Below are 15,529 nucleotides of genomic sequence, written 5' to 3'. Positions count from 1 at the left end.
GGCTCACTCCAGCGGCTTGATGTCAAAGCTGAAGTCCTCCTTCATCAGGTCAAAGTTGGGGTTCATGCAGGGGTCGCCCGCAGCCAGCTGCTTTGCCCACCGCTTCTGGAAGCGCTCCACCTCAGAGGCAAAGCGCTTGCGCTTGGCCGGGCTTTCGTCCAGCCCGCGGCTCTTGCTCTCGTAGTGGTACAGCTGGGCAAAGGGGGTAAACACGTTGGTGTACCCCGCCTCCCGCACGCGCACGCAGAAGTCCACATCGTTGAAGGCCACGGCAAAGCTCTCGTCCAGCCCGTCCACCTGCTCGTATACGTCCTTGCGCACCATCAGGCAGGCGGCGGTCACTGCGTACACGTCCTGCGCGTAGGAGAGCCGCCCCATATAGCCGGGGTGCCCCACAGGGAAGTTCTTGTGCATGTGCGCCGCCAGCGTCAGGAAGCCGAAGCCGATGCCCGCGTGCTGGATGGTGTTGTCCGGGTAGAGCAGCTTTGCGCCCACGCAGCCCACCCGGTCCTGCTGGGCGTACATGACCATCTCCTCCATCCAGCGGGGAGAGATGACCTCGGTGTCGTTGTTGAGCAGCAGCAGATACTGGCCGGTGGCAGCGCGTGCGCCGAAGTTATTCAGGGCGCTGTAATTGAAGCCGGTGCCCTGCCATGTGAGCACATGCAGGGTGTCCGGGTGCTCCTTTTGCAGCTGCTCATAGCAGCGGAAAGTGGCAGGCTCCTTGCTGTTGTTCTCGATGATGATGATTTCAAAATCCGGGTAGGTGGTCTTGCGGTAGATGGACTCCACGCACAGCCGTAAATCGCCCGAATGGTCGCAGCTGGGGATCAGCACGCTGACCCGCCCGGGCTTTGTAATGGTGTAATCCGTCTTGTAGAAGCCCGGGGTATTGGGCACCATGGTCACCGCGTCCACCGGCACGCCCATGCGCTCGTAGTGGGCGCGCAGGGCCTTCATGGCTGCTTCCAGACAATAGGTCTTGGCAGAGATGTTGCTGGCTACGCTGGCCGGGCTGGAACGCCAGTAGTACAGCAGATGCGGGATGTGCACGATCTTTTCTGCCTGCTCGGTCAGGCGCAGGTAGAGGTCGTAATCCTGACTGCCGTTGAACTCTGCCCGCTCGTCGCCGCCCACCTTTGCCAGCAGCGCCGCGCTGAACACGCTCAGGTGGCAGATATAGTTGTTGGAGCGCAGGTTATCCAGCATATAATCCGGCTTGAAGTGGTAGACCGTCAGATGGTCGATGTCCCCTTCAAAGGTCACTTCGTCCGTGTACACAAAGTCCGCGCCCTGCTTGGCAATGGCTTCCGCCACATACCACAGTGCACAGGGGTGCAAAATGTCGTCATGGTCCAGCAGGGCGATATACTCGCCGCTGGCAAGGGCAAAGCCCTGATTGGTGTTGCCCGCAATGCCCTCGTTGCTGTCCAGTTTCTGGTAGCGGATGCGGCTGTCAGTGCTGGCGCGCTCCTGCACGAGGGCACCCACGTCCGCGTCCTGTCCGGCATCCACCATGCACAGCTCCCAGTTGCGGTAGGTCTGGTTCTGCACCGAGTCCAGCAGCTCCACCAGAAAATCGTGGGGGGTGTTGTACAGCGGCACCACGATGCTGATCAGGGGTGCCGCGGGCTGGTCTGCGGCCTGTTTTACCAGCAGCTCCACGTCCGCAAAGCGGTCGGCGGGCATGGCCTTGCCCGGGAACAGCTTTTTATACTCCTTTTTGGCCTTGGCCTGTGCCATTACGCCCGCAAAGCCCACCCGGCGCAGGGTGGCAAAAAAGACGAACAGCGGGAAGGTGCGCCACAGCTGGCGGCACTTGCTTACCAGATACCGCAGCGGCCAGCTGGCCTTCCAGAAGGTGGAGTTGACCACGCTGTTCAGGGTCTTTTCCAAGTTCTGCTCGTGGCTGCGGCTCAGGGAAAGGTCGCTGCGCAGCCGCTCCAGCTGGGCAGACTGCTCGGCAGCGGTGCGCTCAGCCAGCAGGGTGCGCTCCCGCAGAACGTCCAGCTGCTGCTCGTAGCCGTTTTCCAGCTCCGGCAGCTCCGGAGCGTCCATGCGGCAGAACAGCGCCGTCAGCTGCTCCTTGCCGTGATCCTTCCATGCAAGCTCCCGGCAGAAGCCCTGTGCAGCAAGCTGCTTTGCGCAGTCTGCCATGCCGGCGTATTCTGCGCACACCAGCAGCACCTTTTCCGCCTGTACGGCGGGCAGGCTGACCCACTGGGGGTCTGCCACCACCAGCAGCTCCGGGGCGCTTTGCACCACCGCGGTATTCATTTTACAAAAAGCTTTTTCCAGCAGCCCGCTGTCCTCCAGCACCTGTACGCTGCGGGGAGCCAGCTCCCGCACGATGCGCTGTGCCAGTGCACGACAGCGCTCGGCGGCCTCCTGATTTTGCTTTTCCTGATCCAACTCCATGCTGATACTCCAATCCGTGCGCTTTTCCACGCAGTTATGTTTCCCGTTCATTTTTCACAAACGGATATAGTATACCAAATCCTGCGGCGTTTGAGAAGGTTTTTCCAAAATTTCAGTCAAACACGTTCAGCGGAACAGCCCTGCCAGCCAGCCGAACAGTCCGCCGCTGCGGGTAGTGCTGGTACGGATCTTCGCCCCGGTGTAGTAGTGCTGTAAGATCTGCTTGTAATTCATGCCTTCCTCGGCGGCGTATCCCACTGCGCCGCACTGGCTCATGCCTACGCCGTGGCCAAAGCCGTAGTAGGTCATGCAGGGGGTGCCGCTGGCATCGGTGCCAAAGTCAAAGCAGTAGCGGGAGGAAACGAACTGGTTGATGTACCGGTAGCTGCGCCCGTTGGACACCAGCGTATTGTACCGTACAAAGCCGCCCAGATCCTTGTGGGTAGTGTCGGCGCTCTGGTAGGGCTCGCCGGTGCGGCTGTCGTTGTATTCTATATAGGTGTAGTCCTTGCCGATCACCCGGCGCAGCAGGTTGTGGTACTGCTCCTCGTAGGGGCTTTCCACGCTTTGGAGGTAAGGCACATCCGTGCCCCACGCGTCCAGACTGGCGCAGGTGCCGTACACGCCGGTCTGGGTGTTGTAGCCTGCACTGGCCGACCATACCGCATCGCACACGCTGCCATTGTACACCAGTACCTCATCCTTGACCGCCTGCACCGCCTTTCGGATGGCGTTGCGGGCAGAGGAAGGGATCTGGCTGACCGGGGTGTAGATCAGCGCATTGGTGGACGAACCGTACTGTTTGTGGTATTCCAGATAAGAGTGGATGGCCACCGCCTGCGCCTTCCACGCCTGCTGCGCAGCGCTGGCGCTGACATAGCTGCCAATGGAGCCAAGCTCGGTATAGGTGATGCCCACCAGACAGTCCACCAGATCCAGCGTGACATTGCGCTTGAGCCCCTGTCCCTTGATGTTCAGGTAGGGCATGGTGATCTTATCCTTGGAGCCAAACAGCCAGCTGAGACAGTTTTCGTCCTCTGCGGGGATCAGGGTAGTATCGGCCCCGCCGATGGTGGTGGCAGCCGAAGCCGCTGCCGCCGGGATGCAGACGCACAGCACCGCCGCCAGCAGAAAAGCCGCCGCGCGGCGGGCAAAAGAATGCAGATGTTTCAAAGTCCGGTTCCCTCCTTGTGGGCATATTTTACGTTTTGATATGACCTTAGTGTAGCACAGCCCGCGCCGCCGGGCAAGAACCGGAGTTATGTATTTTGCACCGGACGGGACAATTTGAGAAAAGCTGCAAAACTTCCTCTTGATTTTACCCATAGAATCCGGTATAATAAAAGTCGTTCAAAAACATGCGCCGGTGTGTCGGAATGGCAGACGAGGGGGACTCAAAATCCGCTTCGTGATTTTTCTTGTCTGTACGAGAAATTCACGAGTGTGCGTTGAATTTTGAAGGTTTGTCGAAGCAGGATTTCTTACATCCCTCCTGAACATCCCTCCAATCTTCAGAAACCGGTACGAATGTCTCAAAATTGAATATCAGCCGATGTGGCGGAATGGCAGACGCAAACGACTCAAAATCCGCTTCGTGATTTTTCATGTCTGTGCAGGAAATCCACGAGTATTCGTTGAATTTTGAAAGTTTGTCGAAGCAGGATTTCTTACATCCCTCCTGAACATCCCTCCAATCTTCGGAAACCGGTACTAATGTCCCAAAATTGAATATAAGCCGATGTGGCGGAATGGCAGACGCAAACGACTCAAAATCGTTCGGGAAACCATGTGGGTTCGAGTCCCACCATCGGCACTCCATCATAAAACAGCTTAGAATCGAAAGATTTTAGGCTGTTTTTCTTTTTCTACTCAGTTCCTTATACTTTGGTGTTTTCTGGGAAGATGTTGACGATTGCATTCGCCGAGGACACCTTGCTGGAGAAATCCAGATGTGTATAAATGTTGCTTGTTGTGCTGATGTCACTGTGACCGAGCCACTCCTGAATCTCCTTCAGGCTCACGCCATTGGCATAGAGCAGACTGGCACAACTATGGCGCAGATCGTGAAAGCGGATACGCTTCATCTGGTGTGCGACCAGAAAATCCGGGAAATGCTGACTCAGAAAGTCGGGCCGAATCCGCTTTCCAATCGGGTCTACATAGATATAGTCAAGATAATCGTTGCAATAGCTTTTGCCGCAGACCTTCCGATTCTGCTCCTGCTCCTTTTTCATTTTATTGAGCATCTGCTCACAGGCAGGGATTAGGGGAAGTGTCCGGCAGCTCGACTTTGTTTTTGTCTTATCTCGTGCGATTTCCGTTACCGTTCCGTTGACCTTTGCGGTCACAACCGTATGCTGAATGCTGATTTTCTTGTTCTCAAAGTCAATGGCATCCCATTTCAAACCAACAATTTCACTGCGCCGCAGCCCGTAGAATGCAGCCATGATGACGCCAAACTCCGAAGGGTCACCTTGAATCACCTTGAAAAGTTGCTCCAGTTCTTCACCACTGTAAATCTCCGACTTGAACTTTTCCTTACGAGGACGTTCAACGCGATCTGCCGGGTTGGAACGGATCATGCCGATTTGAAAAGCATACTGTAAGCATTTGCGGATGTTGGCGTGATAGTGAATGACGGTGTTTGCCGTAAGGCCACGATCCAACTCATGCTGGTAGAAGTCTTGGATGTATTTGGGATGCTGTTCCATATCCTGTAATGTATAGTGGAGCGGTTCAAAATATGGGACGATCTTGTGAATGATTGCTCTTTCATAGCTGGCATAGGTTGTGATTTCCACTCGTGACTTCATCATTTTCAACCAGTCCGTGATGAAGTCGGTGAAAAGTACCGGGGAGTTATCAAGGCAGGGGTCAACTTCTTTGATGGGGCTGACCTTCAGCCAATTATTGGCAACGGCATATTGCAGGGCATCGGTCAACTCCTTGTGCCAATCAAGAAGCTGCTGTACACTGGCCTCCTCCTGCTGACGCTCATAGCGGAAGAATGTTTCCAGATCGCGCGGAGAGAGTGCTTTCAAAGACAGCCGCTTCTTTTCAAAGTATGGGACAACTACTCTTCCCAGATCATAAGCATATCTGCCATAGGTTTCGGGCGGAAGGTTCATCACACTTTCCCGAAGCCAGCGGTTCAGATATTCCGATACCGGCAGGTCGGAAACCTGCTGCATCGTTTCAGGGTTAAACTCTTTTTGTGTTTTACGCAACAGAGATTCAGCTCTTTTTTTGTTTCCTTTAACCGGAAGTCCTGTGCTGATGGATTTGGTTCTGCGCTTTCCATTTGTGTCTTTCCAGCTCAGAATCATCTGATACATACCGTTTTGTTCTCTTAAATGTCCGGCCACATTTGTCATAGTTATGCTCCTTTCTGTTCGCAGCCAAACGTCCTTTGCTTAGGCATCATAAGTTTAGAAGATTCTGGGGTGTTTTGCAAGGATGGCGCAAGAGAGTTTGATAGGCGCATCCCTCCAAGTTGCCGATTCTGATCGATCAGGTACTCTACCACGCAGAGTTTTGGTATCTTATAACTGCGTCCTACACGCGCCGAGTGGATCTTATTCTGCTTGACCAGCAGATACGCATTCTTCCGGCAGATGCCAAGCATTTCCTGAAGAATGTCTACGGATACCACATCCGGGTAATCCTTGAACATCATCATGTACCGCTCCGTCTTGCGGTCGGGCTCTTCCTGAATCAAAGTGCAGGCTGCGATCTCGCTCATTCCTGTCCTCTCCTTTCCAGTTCAATATGTCAATTATTTGAAAGAAAATACTATATGTAAAGAACGATGGTCTTTTCCGGGTACCATCGCCCTTGCCAAAGGAGATATTTGAGTTTAGAACTTCATCGGCAGCGCGTCTTTCCTGCACTTGCCGTTGTAGGTGGTGTAGATGGGATAAACGTACCGCCGCCAGCCCGGAAGCTTGGCGGGGTTATCCCGGCTGATACGGTAGAGCTCCATGGGATGGACGCCGCTCAGCGCACGGACAAGCCGCTCCGCGCTGTACTGCCCGTGGTACAGCTGTACAAAGTACATCACGCCCCGCAGGACAGCCGCCCGGAAGGAATCCGGTCTGCCCTCCCACGCTTCCACGATGTGCCGCAGAGCTTCGCAGTAGATTTCTTCGCCCAGCTGGTCGTACAGCTTCAGCGCCGTGCCCACGCAGCTGATACGGTAGTCGCTCAGCTGCATGCTGTCGTAGTTGAGGGACAGCCCCACCCGGTTGGTGGCTGCGACGAACGCCTTGGAAGGCGCATCGCCGCCCACCACCTTGGCGCGCAGCCTGATGCCCGCCGACAGAGGCGCAGCGTGACCGTTCTGCTCCGCAAAGAGCAGAGCTTCCTGCTCCATCGTCAGGCCGGTGTAGACCTTGCAGAGGATCGGGCGGTCTGCGCCACCGTTGAGGAGGATGCAGCCCTCGATGGTGTGCTGCCCGTCCATCACATAGTACCTGCCGTTGCGGAAGCTGACCTTCGGCTCGTTAACGATGTACTCATTGAAGTCTCTGGCGATCAGCTCCACCCGCTTGCGCTCCACGCCCCGCTGGTAGATCTCGCGGGGATAGATTAGCTTGCTGCTGTGGATGACCGAAAGCTGGTACGGCGGGTTGATACCAATGAAAGTATTGTTTTCGTTCAGGCGCATCGCATTTCCTCCTTGATTCTCCAAATGTACTTCTCGGCTTCCTCTAAGATCTCAGCCACCTGCTGCTTCCGCTTCGGGCTGGTGAGCAGGCTGGGATTGAAGGTGAAGCTGTATTCCAACCGCTGGATCATGGCATGAACCGCGGATTGCAACTCGGTGTACAGCATCATTTCCTCGATGCTTCCGGCGTTCTCAAAAGACGATTTGATGGGCGTATAGGGGTAGACAGGTGGTTTGCCATCCACCACCTCAGGCGGCGCGTAAAGCGCCGTAGAGCGCCGGATAGGCTCCATCTGCTGGATGCTGCCCATGGGGTTCAGCGCAAGGCTGATACGCACTGCATCATCCACCCTGCGCATCTCCTCCGGGGTCAGATGCCCCAGATACTTCAGCGCCCGGCTCTTGTCGATGGTGAAGATCTGCTCTGCCTGCACAACGGACGGCATATTCAACCCTGCGTTTTCCAACAGGCAGTGGGTCGGCTGGTTTACTTTCTTTTCCGCCTTGCTTGTCATGGTCGCAACGATCAGGGTCGGAGAGTGATAGTTGCCCACGTCATTCTGAAGAATGACCGCCGGACGGTCACCGCACTGTTCCGAACCGGTGCTCGCCCCGAAATGGGTGAAGAAGATGTCTCCGCGTTGGAATTTCCAGTTTTGCTGCAAAATTGTACCTCCATGTTGTTATGTGCAAAGCCCGCTGCCGGATGTTCCGCAGCGGGCTTCGTTCAAGGTATGGTGGTATGGTTGGGTCAGCGGTGCATGACTACATAATCGTAGCCGCGCCGCATCTGGCAGACGGTGCAGGTGTCCATGCTCCGGTCTGCGCTGGGTACAAGTGCGATCTTGAATGCCTTTGCATCCACAAAGTGCCGCAGACAGGTACCGCAGAGGGTGCGGATGGACTTGACCATCTCAGGGGTCAGCTCCATCTCCTCGTAGATCTTCTGCTCGCGCACCGTGGGGTTCAACTCATCCATAAAAGTGTCCTCCTATATGTATCAAAGTGGATATTCGGGTAAAGAATAAATTGGGATACGTAAAAAACGGGAACTGCCGGATGCGCAAAAACGTACCCGGCAGTTCCCGGATCAATATGATTAAAGGTCTCGCATATTCGCCCTCGGCTCCCTGCGAGTGGGGCATAAACATCTGGCAGCGGACTTGTACCGCTTCATTGGCATTTCAGCCACCCCGTCTGCTTTGTGACCGGGCCGCGAATTACGGAAGTATCATTATCGGAGTACCAGATGACGGAACTATTCAGTTTTCAAGGACCATGAAGTCGGACGCTTTGCCCTGCGGCAGATGTCGCTTGGGAAATTGTCCCTTCACTTGGTAGCCGACGAGAATGGTCAATCCATAGCATCAAAATCAAACTTTTTCAAAAAATTAGTAATTCTCTTGATTTTTATGCTAATAGTGGGCCGAGATACGCCGTAGACTTTAGAAATTTCAGTGATGTCGTATCCCTCGTAAGCGTACATGGTGATGATTTCCAAATCTTCGGTTTTCAAAGTTTCGAGTGCAGTAAGCAACTGCTCATTCTCAATCTCACCAATCCATGCAAAACGGCTTTTAGTTTCGTGGTAAGTATCTGTCACGGTAATCGCATCCTGATAGCGTAGCATCAAGGGCGACGCTTCTTCCTCAGAGCTTTCATACGCAGGAGCGGTGAATTCCTGCGTCCGCTCGATAAAGGTACGCTCCGAATTGAATTGCTGACGGTCATAATCGTACATCTTCTGGATGGCCTCTTTCGTCATTCCCGCAGCTGCGTACTCGATGCGCAACTTTTCCCAGTGTGCTTCAAACTTCTTCAACTCATAGCCTTTATTAAAAGACATCGTAAACCTCCAAATTTTCGATAAGTCGTAAAAAGTCGAAAATTTGGAAGGCTACGGATATTTTGCCGCTTGGGGCATCCACGAAAAACGGACAAACATAAAGCCTGCTCCTTTTTGCGGGAGCAGGCTTCCTGAAGGCTAAAAAATAGCCGGACAACCAACTAACAGAGCGGTTCTAAAGCAGAATCACTCTATCAGCTGTTGCCCGGCTATTTGGTGCGCGTTTCATACATTGCCTTGCGGCAATGGCCCGTTGCTCGGTGACGAACAGTCCATATTCAGGGTGCAATGCACCCGATTTTTGAAATTGTGGTTTGTCTAAAAAAGTCAGCGTCTGCGGTAGGCTAAGTCAACTGTTGCTATGTTACCGCACTTGAGGCACTTTATGCTGATAGAGCCTGAACAGCTCTCGTTTTTTTGGTAGAGCTTGTGTCCGCAAACCGGACAAAACCTCCAGCCAATGCTGAATTGTGCCTGCTGTATATTGTTCAGCGGTTTACTCTTAAAAGAGCGATTATTTGACCAAGTCATATTATTCTCCAAATCGAATGACGTCCAATGGATGGCAGTGGATGGGTTTTCCGTTGATGACCTGCATCTGCTGTAATCTGATCCTGATCGCAGACCACGATACCCCGATCCGTGCAGCCATCTCCAGAATTCTTTCATAGTTCGGGTCCGATGCGGATTTGTACAGGATTCCATTTGGCAGGCACAGCGCTGCATGTTCTATTTCGGCGTTGACCAGAAATGTTGGCATCAGCAGCTCCGCTGCAAGGGTATTCGCCTGCCATTCTTCCCATGAGGGCTGTCCGTTTCGTTCCCGATAGGCAATGTGCCCACGGCACTTGACTGCTTTTCCGTAGTCGTTCGGAAACAGGTCAGCCAGTATATGGTGCGCCGCTTCATGCGCTATCGTGAAATTCCGGCATCCGGTGCAGCTGTCTGACGCAAGGGCGGAATCGATTACAACGTCCTTCGGCATGAACACCTCCACAAGCTTTGTCCCGTCCCCCAAGGTTACGGTAAAACCGCATTTCTGGAAAACAGTCAGTCCTAGAATACTTCCATCGCTGCATAGCGGCAGCATTTTCACATTCAGCCCAAGAACAGAACTTGCGAGCCGTTCAGGGTCAATGGGTTCTGGGTCATCTTTACTGATCCCGAAACGGGTATAGTACTGGTCGATATACTTACCCGCTATGTGCGAAAGATCTGCGCGGGATAAGTATCTTGCCATTACGAAGCACAGCTTTCCGGCACGGAGCAGTAGGCTTCCACGAACCACTTGCCCCGTTCAAGCCAAAGATTCCGCTTCTGACCGCAGATCAGGCAGGTGAAGCAGTGACCTTTTCCGCCTAGGCGTGATGTCCCATGTTTGACTGCCAAGACACGATCAATTCCATAAGTGTGAGCCTTGTCATAGTTTATGGCAAGAGGGCGGATCTTACCGTCAGGAGTAAAACGAACGTCCACTTCGACGTATCTTTTCTCATGGCGAAGGTTGTAATCACCACACATCAGAATTCCTCCTTTTTGCGGATTTATCAAAACACGGCGTGCATTACTTGCGAATCATACTGCGTGCCACGAGCTGTTTTTCGTTCAACAGCGGAACGGACACTGTATGTTTTTTCCACTCATCCATAGAGCAGGTCACTGCTTTGCACAGACGGCATTTTGTCCAGCCACCGGTTTCATCAAGATCCACATCATAATTCATGGTTCCGCACATTGGACATCTTACATTTTCTTTTCTCATAGTATCACCTCGCAAAAAAACGCCAAACAAACACAATCCCATACGAAAATAACACCAAAAGGCTGTTATTTGTGGATTTGGTTTGATTATACACCCACTTTATGGAGATGTCAATTACGCATTTGTCGCCATTTTGGAGATTTCTTGCTGATTTCTTATGTTTTCTATACTATAATAGAGCTACCGGATCACAAAGGAGTGTTCTTGCCATGAAAAAGAAAACTGCTCTCACCAAAATGCACATAGCCCCATCCACGGTGTGCTATGATGCAGTCGCCGCAAGGGATAGTAATGAGGTAGGTCTGATCCTCGCAGCTGTACGAAAAAAGAATGGCTATTCACTTGTAGCTTTCTCCAAACTTCTCTACAACTATGGCGTCGATGTCAGTGACAAGGGTATCAGCAAATGGGAAAAAGGATACACCACTCCCAGCATCTATCAACTGGTTGCAATCTGTCACGCATTGAACATTAAGGAAGGACCTTCCTACTTTACAAAGGCCTTTCAGAAACCCGCCCTTCTAAATGATATAGGGCAAAAAAATTGCCGAGTACGAAATGGACTTGATTGCATCCCGGCGCTACCAGCCAGACGCAGAAAAGCCTGCGAAAATCGACTGCATAATGATGCCAGTATCAGAGTTGCCAGTATCGGCAGGTCTAGGAGCTTTTCTTGAGGGTGAAATGTTCCAGCAGATACAAGTGCCTGCCAGTAGCGTTCCGGCTGGTGCCGAGTTCGGGATATACGTTAGCGGTGATAGTATGGAGCCACGTTATCATAGCGGACAGATCGTATGGGTAAGGCGCTGCGAAGAACTTGAATGCGGAGATATCGGGATATTCGTATATGATGACTGCGGATATCTGAAAAAATACGATGAACATACCCCAGATAAATCCCAAGCAGAGTTCTTTACCGACAGCTATGGAGTGGTGCATAACCAACCGGTTTTGGTTTCTCTTAACACCAAATATTCGCCGATCCTTATATCTCCAGAGCAAAGATTCGAGGTTGTTGGAAAAGTTTTGAACTAAAAAGATGGGAGGAGTTTTCGTGGATACGATCAAGCGTGTTCAGGATTTGATGCAAGCGCGTGATATGAATCTGTGTGTGTTGGCAAAGAAATGCGGAATATCGTACTCCACGATTCAAACCACCGCCCGTCGGGGAGGGCAGTTAAGCGTAGAGATGATTGAAAGAATTTGTCAGGGTTTAGGAATTACATTAAAAGACTTCTTCGATTACTCCTACCTGTAAATATAGGGGCAGCAAAAAAGCCGTTCGCCACGCTGGAAAATCTGCGTAGTGAACGGCTTTAATACTGCTTCTATTTATCCTTTGGTAAAGTACAGTTTACAAGGGACTACACAGGGTAGGTATCTGACGGGAGGTGTGCCGCCCGTCAGATTTTCCATGTGATGTTCAAGCTGTCGCTTGTGGCGGCTACGGTGGTAATCATCAAATCTACCACACGCCGCTTATCGTCAAAGGATACGCTGTCCCATGTATCGAGGTAGCCGGAAATCTGATTGACCTGTTCCGGGCTGATGGCTTCCACCGTCAACTCGGCTATCTGCTTCACAAGTTCCTGCTTGCGCCCGTCCAGTTCCGCTATCTTCACATTCACATAGGAGAGCAGGACATTGTTTGCGCCCGTCAGACTGTCCACCAGCTTTTCAATCTCGCTGTCCACATGGAGAAGTTCCACTTGCAGGGCGGCGATTTTCGGGTTGGCCTTTGCCGCTTTCTTCCTGCCCGTCAGCGTCTTGTGCTTTTCCAGCTTCTTCACCATCTGCTGATAGACCACCGCTTCCAGTTCGGAAGTGATGATTTTCCCACAGCCCGGACAGCTTTTATTGTCCAGCCGTTTCGTACAGCGGAGATATTGACGGCCTACCCGGTTGACGATACTCATAAGCGCATATCCGCAGTTCCCGCACTTGATTTTCCCCGCCAGCCATGTGTGGGTGGCTTTCCGGGCGGACTGGATTTTCATGTTGTTCATCAGCTTCTTGCGGCACGCCAGCCAGATGTCAGAGGGGACAATGCCCTCATGGGGAGCCAGCACCAGCATTTGATCTTTCAAGTCGTTTTTCTTGCTGGCCTTTACATCCCGTCCCTGATACAGATAGCACCCGTTCATTCCTGTAAAGTCGGCGGCGTCATTGACAATGACCGTTCCCTGACTTTTGAAAAACTCGTACACATCCAAGTCCGCTTGCACATAGACGGGATTGCGTAACATCTGCGCCAGCGTGGGGCGTATCAGTTCTTTACCGTAGAATAAAATCCCCTGCTCCGCAAAGTAGCGGGTAATGTCCCCGTAGGAGGTTGTGGGCTGGGCGTACATCTCAAATATCAGCCGGATATTGGCCGCTTCGTCCGGGTTTACCACCAGCTTCTTTGTGTTGATACCGTCCATTTTGATCGGCTCTGTATGGAAGCCGTAAGGGGCTTTCCCGCCCATCTTAAAGCCCCGCTGACTGCGGGAGTAGTAAGCGTCCGTCACCCGCTTCTGTATTGTTTCCCGTTCAAGCTGGGCGAACACGATACAGATGTTCAGCATAGCCCGCCCCATTGGAGTAGAGGTATCAAACTTTTCCGTAGAGGACACAAACTCCACATTGTACTGCTGGAACAGTTCCATCATATTGGCAAAATCCAGAATGGAACGGCTGATACGGTCAAGTTTGTAAACAATGACCTTTGCAATCAAGCCCCGCTTAATGTCCCGCACCAGTTCTTGAAACTTCGGGCGGTCTGTGTTTTTGCCGCTGTACCCTTTGTCTGTGTATTCCTTGCAGTTCCCGCCTTTCAATTCGTATTTGCAAAACTCAATCTGGCTTTCAATGGAAATGCTGTCCTTTTTGTCTACCGATTGCCTTGCATAGATCGCGTCTATTCTGTTATTCATTTTGTCGCTCCTTTTCTTAAAAAAGAAACGGAGCTGCTGACACTTATATTATACTGCCAGCAGCCCCGCAAATCAACGATGGCTTCGGAAAACCTTACGCCCTGGCTTCCTCATTCTGCCGTCTGTCGGCGTACTTGCGGAACACCTCATAAAGCTGCTGTTCCAGTTCCCGGCGTTTGGCCGCTTCCTGCTCCGGCGTGAACACCGGGGAGAGGTTTTCCAGCGTGATTTCTTTCCCTTGAAAAGTTACGACCTCTGTTTCCTTTTTGTATCTGATATTACTTATAAAATCACCTTTCCTTTCCATAATGCCGCCCCCGTTTCAACTCCGCCAGCACTTCCGGCGGGATACGATCAACAAGCCGCTGAATGTTGTGCAGTTCGCTTTCCAGCTTTGCCCGTTCCATTGTGCCTTTCATCTTATCCTTTTCGCTGGCTTTGGCTCTGGCTTCTAACTGCTGATTTTCTTCCAAAAGGTCATTTATCGTGACTTTGTACTTTTTCAGTTGCCCGGAGAAGTTCTCCATCTGCGGAAACCACTTTTTCAGCAGGGAGAGGGCTTCCTCTTTCTTCTTCCCGGCGTTCAGCGGGTTAATGCCGTCAAGGGCGGCTTCAATGGCTCTGGCCTGTTTGGAGAGGGAAACCGCCTGTTTGAAAAGCCGGGTGGGGATATGCTTCCGGCCTGTCTTGCTGGCGCTTTCCCCACGCTCCAAGTCAGGATATTTTTCCACCATATAGGCGTGAAAATCGTCCTGCCACTTTGTCAAATTCGCCCGGTTGCCGATGATTTCTTTCGCGCACAGGCGGTTGTCCTTTGTCAGCGGAACAAAGGTCAAATGCAGGTGGGGCGTTTTCTCGTCCATGTGTACCACCGCCGACACGATATTTTCCCGGCCTACCCGTTCGATGAGGAAGTCCGCCGCCCGCTGGAAAAACGCCTGTATCTCCTTTGGGGATTTCCCCTTAAAAAACTCCGGGCTGGCAGTTATCAGCGTATCGACAAACCGGGTGCTGTCTTTCCTTGTCCGACACCCCGCCTGTTCGATACGGTTTTGAATGAAGTGGTAGTATCTGCCCTTCGGCTTGACGATATGGAAGTTGTATTTACTCCGGCTTGTGTTAATGTCGGGATTGCTGGCGTATTGTTCTTTCTGTCTTTCGTGATGGGCTTCCAGCGGCCTCGCCGGGTTGCCCTTGTGCTTCTCAAAACGCAAAATTGCGTGTTGTGCCATTCTGCTCCTTTCCCCATTCCATTCCTTTCCGGCGGGTTTTCCACAGGGAAAATCCCGCCGAAATTATCTCTGATCGGATTGGAATGGAATGGATATAAATAAAATATTTTTAATCTTTGTATTTCTATATACCGTCCGGTTTCCGTACTTCAAGAGGATTGATTATCGTACTTATCGAGTACGGTTTTCAGCCCTCCGGCGTTCCAAAACCGGATTTCTTGAAGTCGGTGTTTGAAACCGCTTCATAGGATTTTGGGTAAATACAGTTGGGTTTTCCACAGCCCTGTTTCTTAATCTCAATCAACTTCGCATACTGTAACTCCCGCAGGGTGTTGACGGCTTTCTGCCGCCCACAGTGGAGCAGTTCCACCACTTCACAGATGGGATAGTACAGGTAAATGCGCCCGTACTCGTCCGCCCACCCGTTTTTCCGGGATAACTCTGCCCGCCGCAGGATAAAGGCGTACAATAGCTTTGCTTCGTTGGACAAGGGCTGGAATGTAGGTGCTTCAAAAAGGAAATTAGGAAGCCGGGTAAAGCTGAACACCTTTTCCAGCTGATGAATATAAATTGTGCTTGTCATAGCGTGTTTTGTGGACGGTTAGAAGCCCGTTTTCCGGGGAAGATGATACTTGATACCACCTGCCCCGGTTTGGGGCTTGTGAAGGCTTGTAAATCAAGGCTTTTTTC

The 15,529-nt window shown here is 52.1% G+C and carries 18 protein-coding genes and 1 tRNA gene; 4 read left to right on the top strand and 15 right to left on the bottom strand.

Translation table 11 applies throughout. The features are described from left to right. Positions 1–3: 3 nt before the first annotated feature. Complete coding sequence (locus MTP36_RS03845; RefSeq protein ID WP_249253663.1) at positions 4–2,469, bottom strand: glycosyltransferase family 2 protein; 2,466 nt, start codon at positions 2,467–2,469, stop codon at positions 4–6. Between the two features lie 75 nt (positions 2,470–2,544). Continuing rightward, the gene (locus tag MTP36_RS03840) at positions 2,545–3,591 is read right to left on the bottom strand and encodes a SpoIID/LytB domain-containing protein (RefSeq protein WP_249253661.1); all 1,047 of its coding nucleotides are present in this window, start codon (positions 3,589–3,591) and stop codon (positions 2,545–2,547) included. Positions 3,592–4,152: 561 nt separating this feature from the next. On the opposite strand from MTP36_RS03840, the gene MTP36_RS03835 reads away from it, so the two are divergent. Next, positions 4,153–4,231 (top strand) — tRNA-Leu (locus tag MTP36_RS03835). 64 nt (positions 4,232–4,295) lie between these two features. Here MTP36_RS03835 and MTP36_RS03830 read toward each other — a convergent pair. The 9 genes from MTP36_RS03830 to MTP36_RS03790 all read right to left on the bottom strand — a co-directional run bounded on the left by MTP36_RS03830 (position 4,296) and on the right by MTP36_RS03790 (position 10,653). After that, the gene (locus MTP36_RS03830; RefSeq protein ID WP_112145397.1) at positions 4,296–5,792 is read right to left on the bottom strand and encodes a tyrosine-type recombinase/integrase; all 1,497 of its coding nucleotides are present in this window, start codon (positions 5,790–5,792) and stop codon (positions 4,296–4,298) included. Between the two features lie 2 nt (positions 5,793–5,794). Continuing rightward, positions 5,795–6,160, bottom strand: coding sequence for a helix-turn-helix domain-containing protein (locus MTP36_RS03825; protein ID WP_112145399.1), 366 nt, complete (start codon positions 6,158–6,160; stop codon positions 5,795–5,797). A 114-nt stretch (positions 6,161–6,274) separates the two neighbouring features. Continuing rightward, a complete protein-coding gene (locus tag MTP36_RS03820) occupies positions 6,275–7,084 on the bottom strand; it encodes a DUF6551 family protein (protein ID WP_156069512.1) in 810 nt (269 codons plus the stop codon). Continuing rightward, positions 7,075–7,749, bottom strand: a complete 675-nt coding sequence (locus tag MTP36_RS03815) for a type II toxin-antitoxin system PemK/MazF family toxin (RefSeq protein WP_097839050.1) — start codon at positions 7,747–7,749, stop codon at positions 7,075–7,077. Before MTP36_RS03815 ends, MTP36_RS03820 begins: the two co-directional genes overlap by 10 nt. Before the next feature lie 86 nt (positions 7,750–7,835). Continuing rightward, positions 7,836–8,063, bottom strand: coding sequence for a hypothetical protein (locus MTP36_RS03810; protein WP_156069510.1), 228 nt, complete (start codon positions 8,061–8,063; stop codon positions 7,836–7,838). A gap of 375 nt (positions 8,064–8,438) precedes the next feature. Next, positions 8,439–8,930, bottom strand: coding sequence for a sigma factor-like helix-turn-helix DNA-binding protein (locus tag MTP36_RS03805; RefSeq protein ID WP_249253660.1), 492 nt, complete (start codon positions 8,928–8,930; stop codon positions 8,439–8,441). Positions 8,931–9,462: 532 nt separating this feature from the next. Further along, on the bottom strand, positions 9,463–10,170 hold the full coding sequence (locus MTP36_RS03800) for an ImmA/IrrE family metallo-endopeptidase (RefSeq protein ID WP_249253658.1): 708 nt from the start codon (positions 10,168–10,170) through the stop codon (positions 9,463–9,465). Further along, positions 10,170–10,451, bottom strand: a complete 282-nt coding sequence (locus MTP36_RS03795) for a hypothetical protein (RefSeq protein ID WP_249253656.1) — start codon at positions 10,449–10,451, stop codon at positions 10,170–10,172. The genes MTP36_RS03800 and MTP36_RS03795 overlap by 1 nt, the downstream gene beginning before the upstream one ends. A gap of 43 nt (positions 10,452–10,494) precedes the next feature. After that, positions 10,495–10,653, bottom strand: a complete 159-nt coding sequence (locus MTP36_RS03790; RefSeq protein ID WP_242959119.1) for a hypothetical protein — start codon at positions 10,651–10,653, stop codon at positions 10,495–10,497. A gap of 140 nt (positions 10,654–10,793) precedes the next feature. On the opposite strand from MTP36_RS03790, the gene MTP36_RS03785 reads away from it, so the two are divergent. Genes MTP36_RS03785 through MTP36_RS03775 form a run of 3 tightly spaced genes read left to right on the top strand, consistent with a single transcriptional unit; the run spans position 10,794 to position 11,950 of the window. Beyond that, the gene (locus MTP36_RS03785; RefSeq protein ID WP_330220869.1) at positions 10,794–11,369 is read left to right on the top strand and encodes a helix-turn-helix domain-containing protein; all 576 of its coding nucleotides are present in this window, start codon (positions 10,794–10,796) and stop codon (positions 11,367–11,369) included. Beyond that, a complete protein-coding gene (locus MTP36_RS03780; RefSeq protein ID WP_249253654.1) occupies positions 11,251–11,727 on the top strand; it encodes a S24 family peptidase in 477 nt (158 codons plus the stop codon). Before MTP36_RS03785 ends, MTP36_RS03780 begins: the two co-directional genes overlap by 119 nt. A 19-nt stretch (positions 11,728–11,746) precedes the next feature. After that, entirely contained in the window at positions 11,747–11,950 is a 204-nt protein-coding gene (locus MTP36_RS03775) for a helix-turn-helix domain-containing protein (RefSeq protein WP_249253652.1), read from the top strand. 145 nt (positions 11,951–12,095) lie between these two features. On the opposite strand, the gene MTP36_RS03770 is transcribed toward MTP36_RS03775, so the two are convergent. The 4 genes from MTP36_RS03770 to MTP36_RS03755 form a co-directional block, all read right to left on the bottom strand. Next, on the bottom strand, positions 12,096–13,607 hold the full coding sequence (locus MTP36_RS03770) for a recombinase family protein (protein ID WP_021630842.1): 1,512 nt from the start codon (positions 13,605–13,607) through the stop codon (positions 12,096–12,098). Positions 13,608–13,701: 94 nt separating this feature from the next. Then, a complete protein-coding gene (locus MTP36_RS03765) occupies positions 13,702–13,893 on the bottom strand; it encodes a hypothetical protein (protein WP_431834718.1) in 192 nt (63 codons plus the stop codon). 4 nt (positions 13,894–13,897) lie between these two features. Continuing rightward, positions 13,898–14,839, bottom strand: coding sequence for a MobV family relaxase (mobV, locus tag MTP36_RS03760; RefSeq protein ID WP_025486255.1), 942 nt, complete (start codon positions 14,837–14,839; stop codon positions 13,898–13,900). Between the two features lie 187 nt (positions 14,840–15,026). Then, positions 15,027–15,422: a replication initiator protein A gene (locus MTP36_RS03755; RefSeq protein WP_021630612.1), complete on the bottom strand. Its 396-nt coding sequence runs from the start codon at positions 15,420–15,422 to the stop codon at positions 15,027–15,029. Positions 15,423–15,529: the final 107 nt, after the last annotated feature.

It is taken from the genome of Faecalibacterium sp. I4-1-79 (genome assembly GCF_023347235.1).
Taxonomy (GTDB): domain Bacteria; phylum Bacillota; class Clostridia; order Oscillospirales; family Ruminococcaceae; genus Faecalibacterium; species Faecalibacterium tardum.
Note: the sequence above shows the minus strand (reverse complement) of the source record. Positions and strands in the feature narration are given on the sequence as shown.

Excerpts from the sequence above, each read along its gene's own strand:
- MTP36_RS03845 (WP_249253663.1), bottom strand. The coding sequence starts at position 2,469 with ATGAACGGGAAACATAACTGCGTGGAAAAGCGCACGGATTGGAGTATC.
- mobV (WP_025486255.1), bottom strand. The coding sequence starts at position 14,839 with ATGGCACAACACGCAATTTTGCGTTTTGAGAAGCACAAGGGCAACCCG.
- MTP36_RS03810 (WP_156069510.1), bottom strand. The coding sequence starts at position 8,063 with ATGGATGAGTTGAACCCCACGGTGCGCGAGCAGAAGATCTACGAGGAG.
- MTP36_RS03780 (WP_249253654.1), top strand. The coding sequence starts at position 11,251 with ATGGACTTGATTGCATCCCGGCGCTACCAGCCAGACGCAGAAAAGCCT.
- MTP36_RS03790 (WP_242959119.1), bottom strand. The coding sequence starts at position 10,653 with ATGAATTATGATGTGGATCTTGATGAAACCGGTGGCTGGACAAAATGC.
- MTP36_RS03800 (WP_249253658.1), bottom strand. The coding sequence starts at position 10,170 with ATGGCAAGATACTTATCCCGCGCAGATCTTTCGCACATAGCGGGTAAG.
- MTP36_RS03820 (WP_156069512.1), bottom strand. The coding sequence starts at position 7,084 with ATGCGCCTGAACGAAAACAATACTTTCATTGGTATCAACCCGCCGTAC.
- MTP36_RS03795 (WP_249253656.1), bottom strand. The coding sequence starts at position 10,451 with ATGTGTGGTGATTACAACCTTCGCCATGAGAAAAGATACGTCGAAGTG.
- MTP36_RS03805 (WP_249253660.1), bottom strand. The coding sequence starts at position 8,930 with ATGTCTTTTAATAAAGGCTATGAGTTGAAGAAGTTTGAAGCACACTGG.
- MTP36_RS03770 (WP_021630842.1), bottom strand. The coding sequence starts at position 13,607 with ATGAATAACAGAATAGACGCGATCTATGCAAGGCAATCGGTAGACAAA.
- MTP36_RS03785 (WP_330220869.1), top strand. The coding sequence starts at position 10,794 with ATGGAGATGTCAATTACGCATTTGTCGCCATTTTGGAGATTTCTTGCT.
- MTP36_RS03825 (WP_112145399.1), bottom strand. The coding sequence starts at position 6,160 with ATGAGCGAGATCGCAGCCTGCACTTTGATTCAGGAAGAGCCCGACCGC.
- MTP36_RS03755 (WP_021630612.1), bottom strand. The coding sequence starts at position 15,422 with ATGACAAGCACAATTTATATTCATCAGCTGGAAAAGGTGTTCAGCTTT.
- MTP36_RS03830 (WP_112145397.1), bottom strand. The coding sequence starts at position 5,792 with ATGACAAATGTGGCCGGACATTTAAGAGAACAAAACGGTATGTATCAG.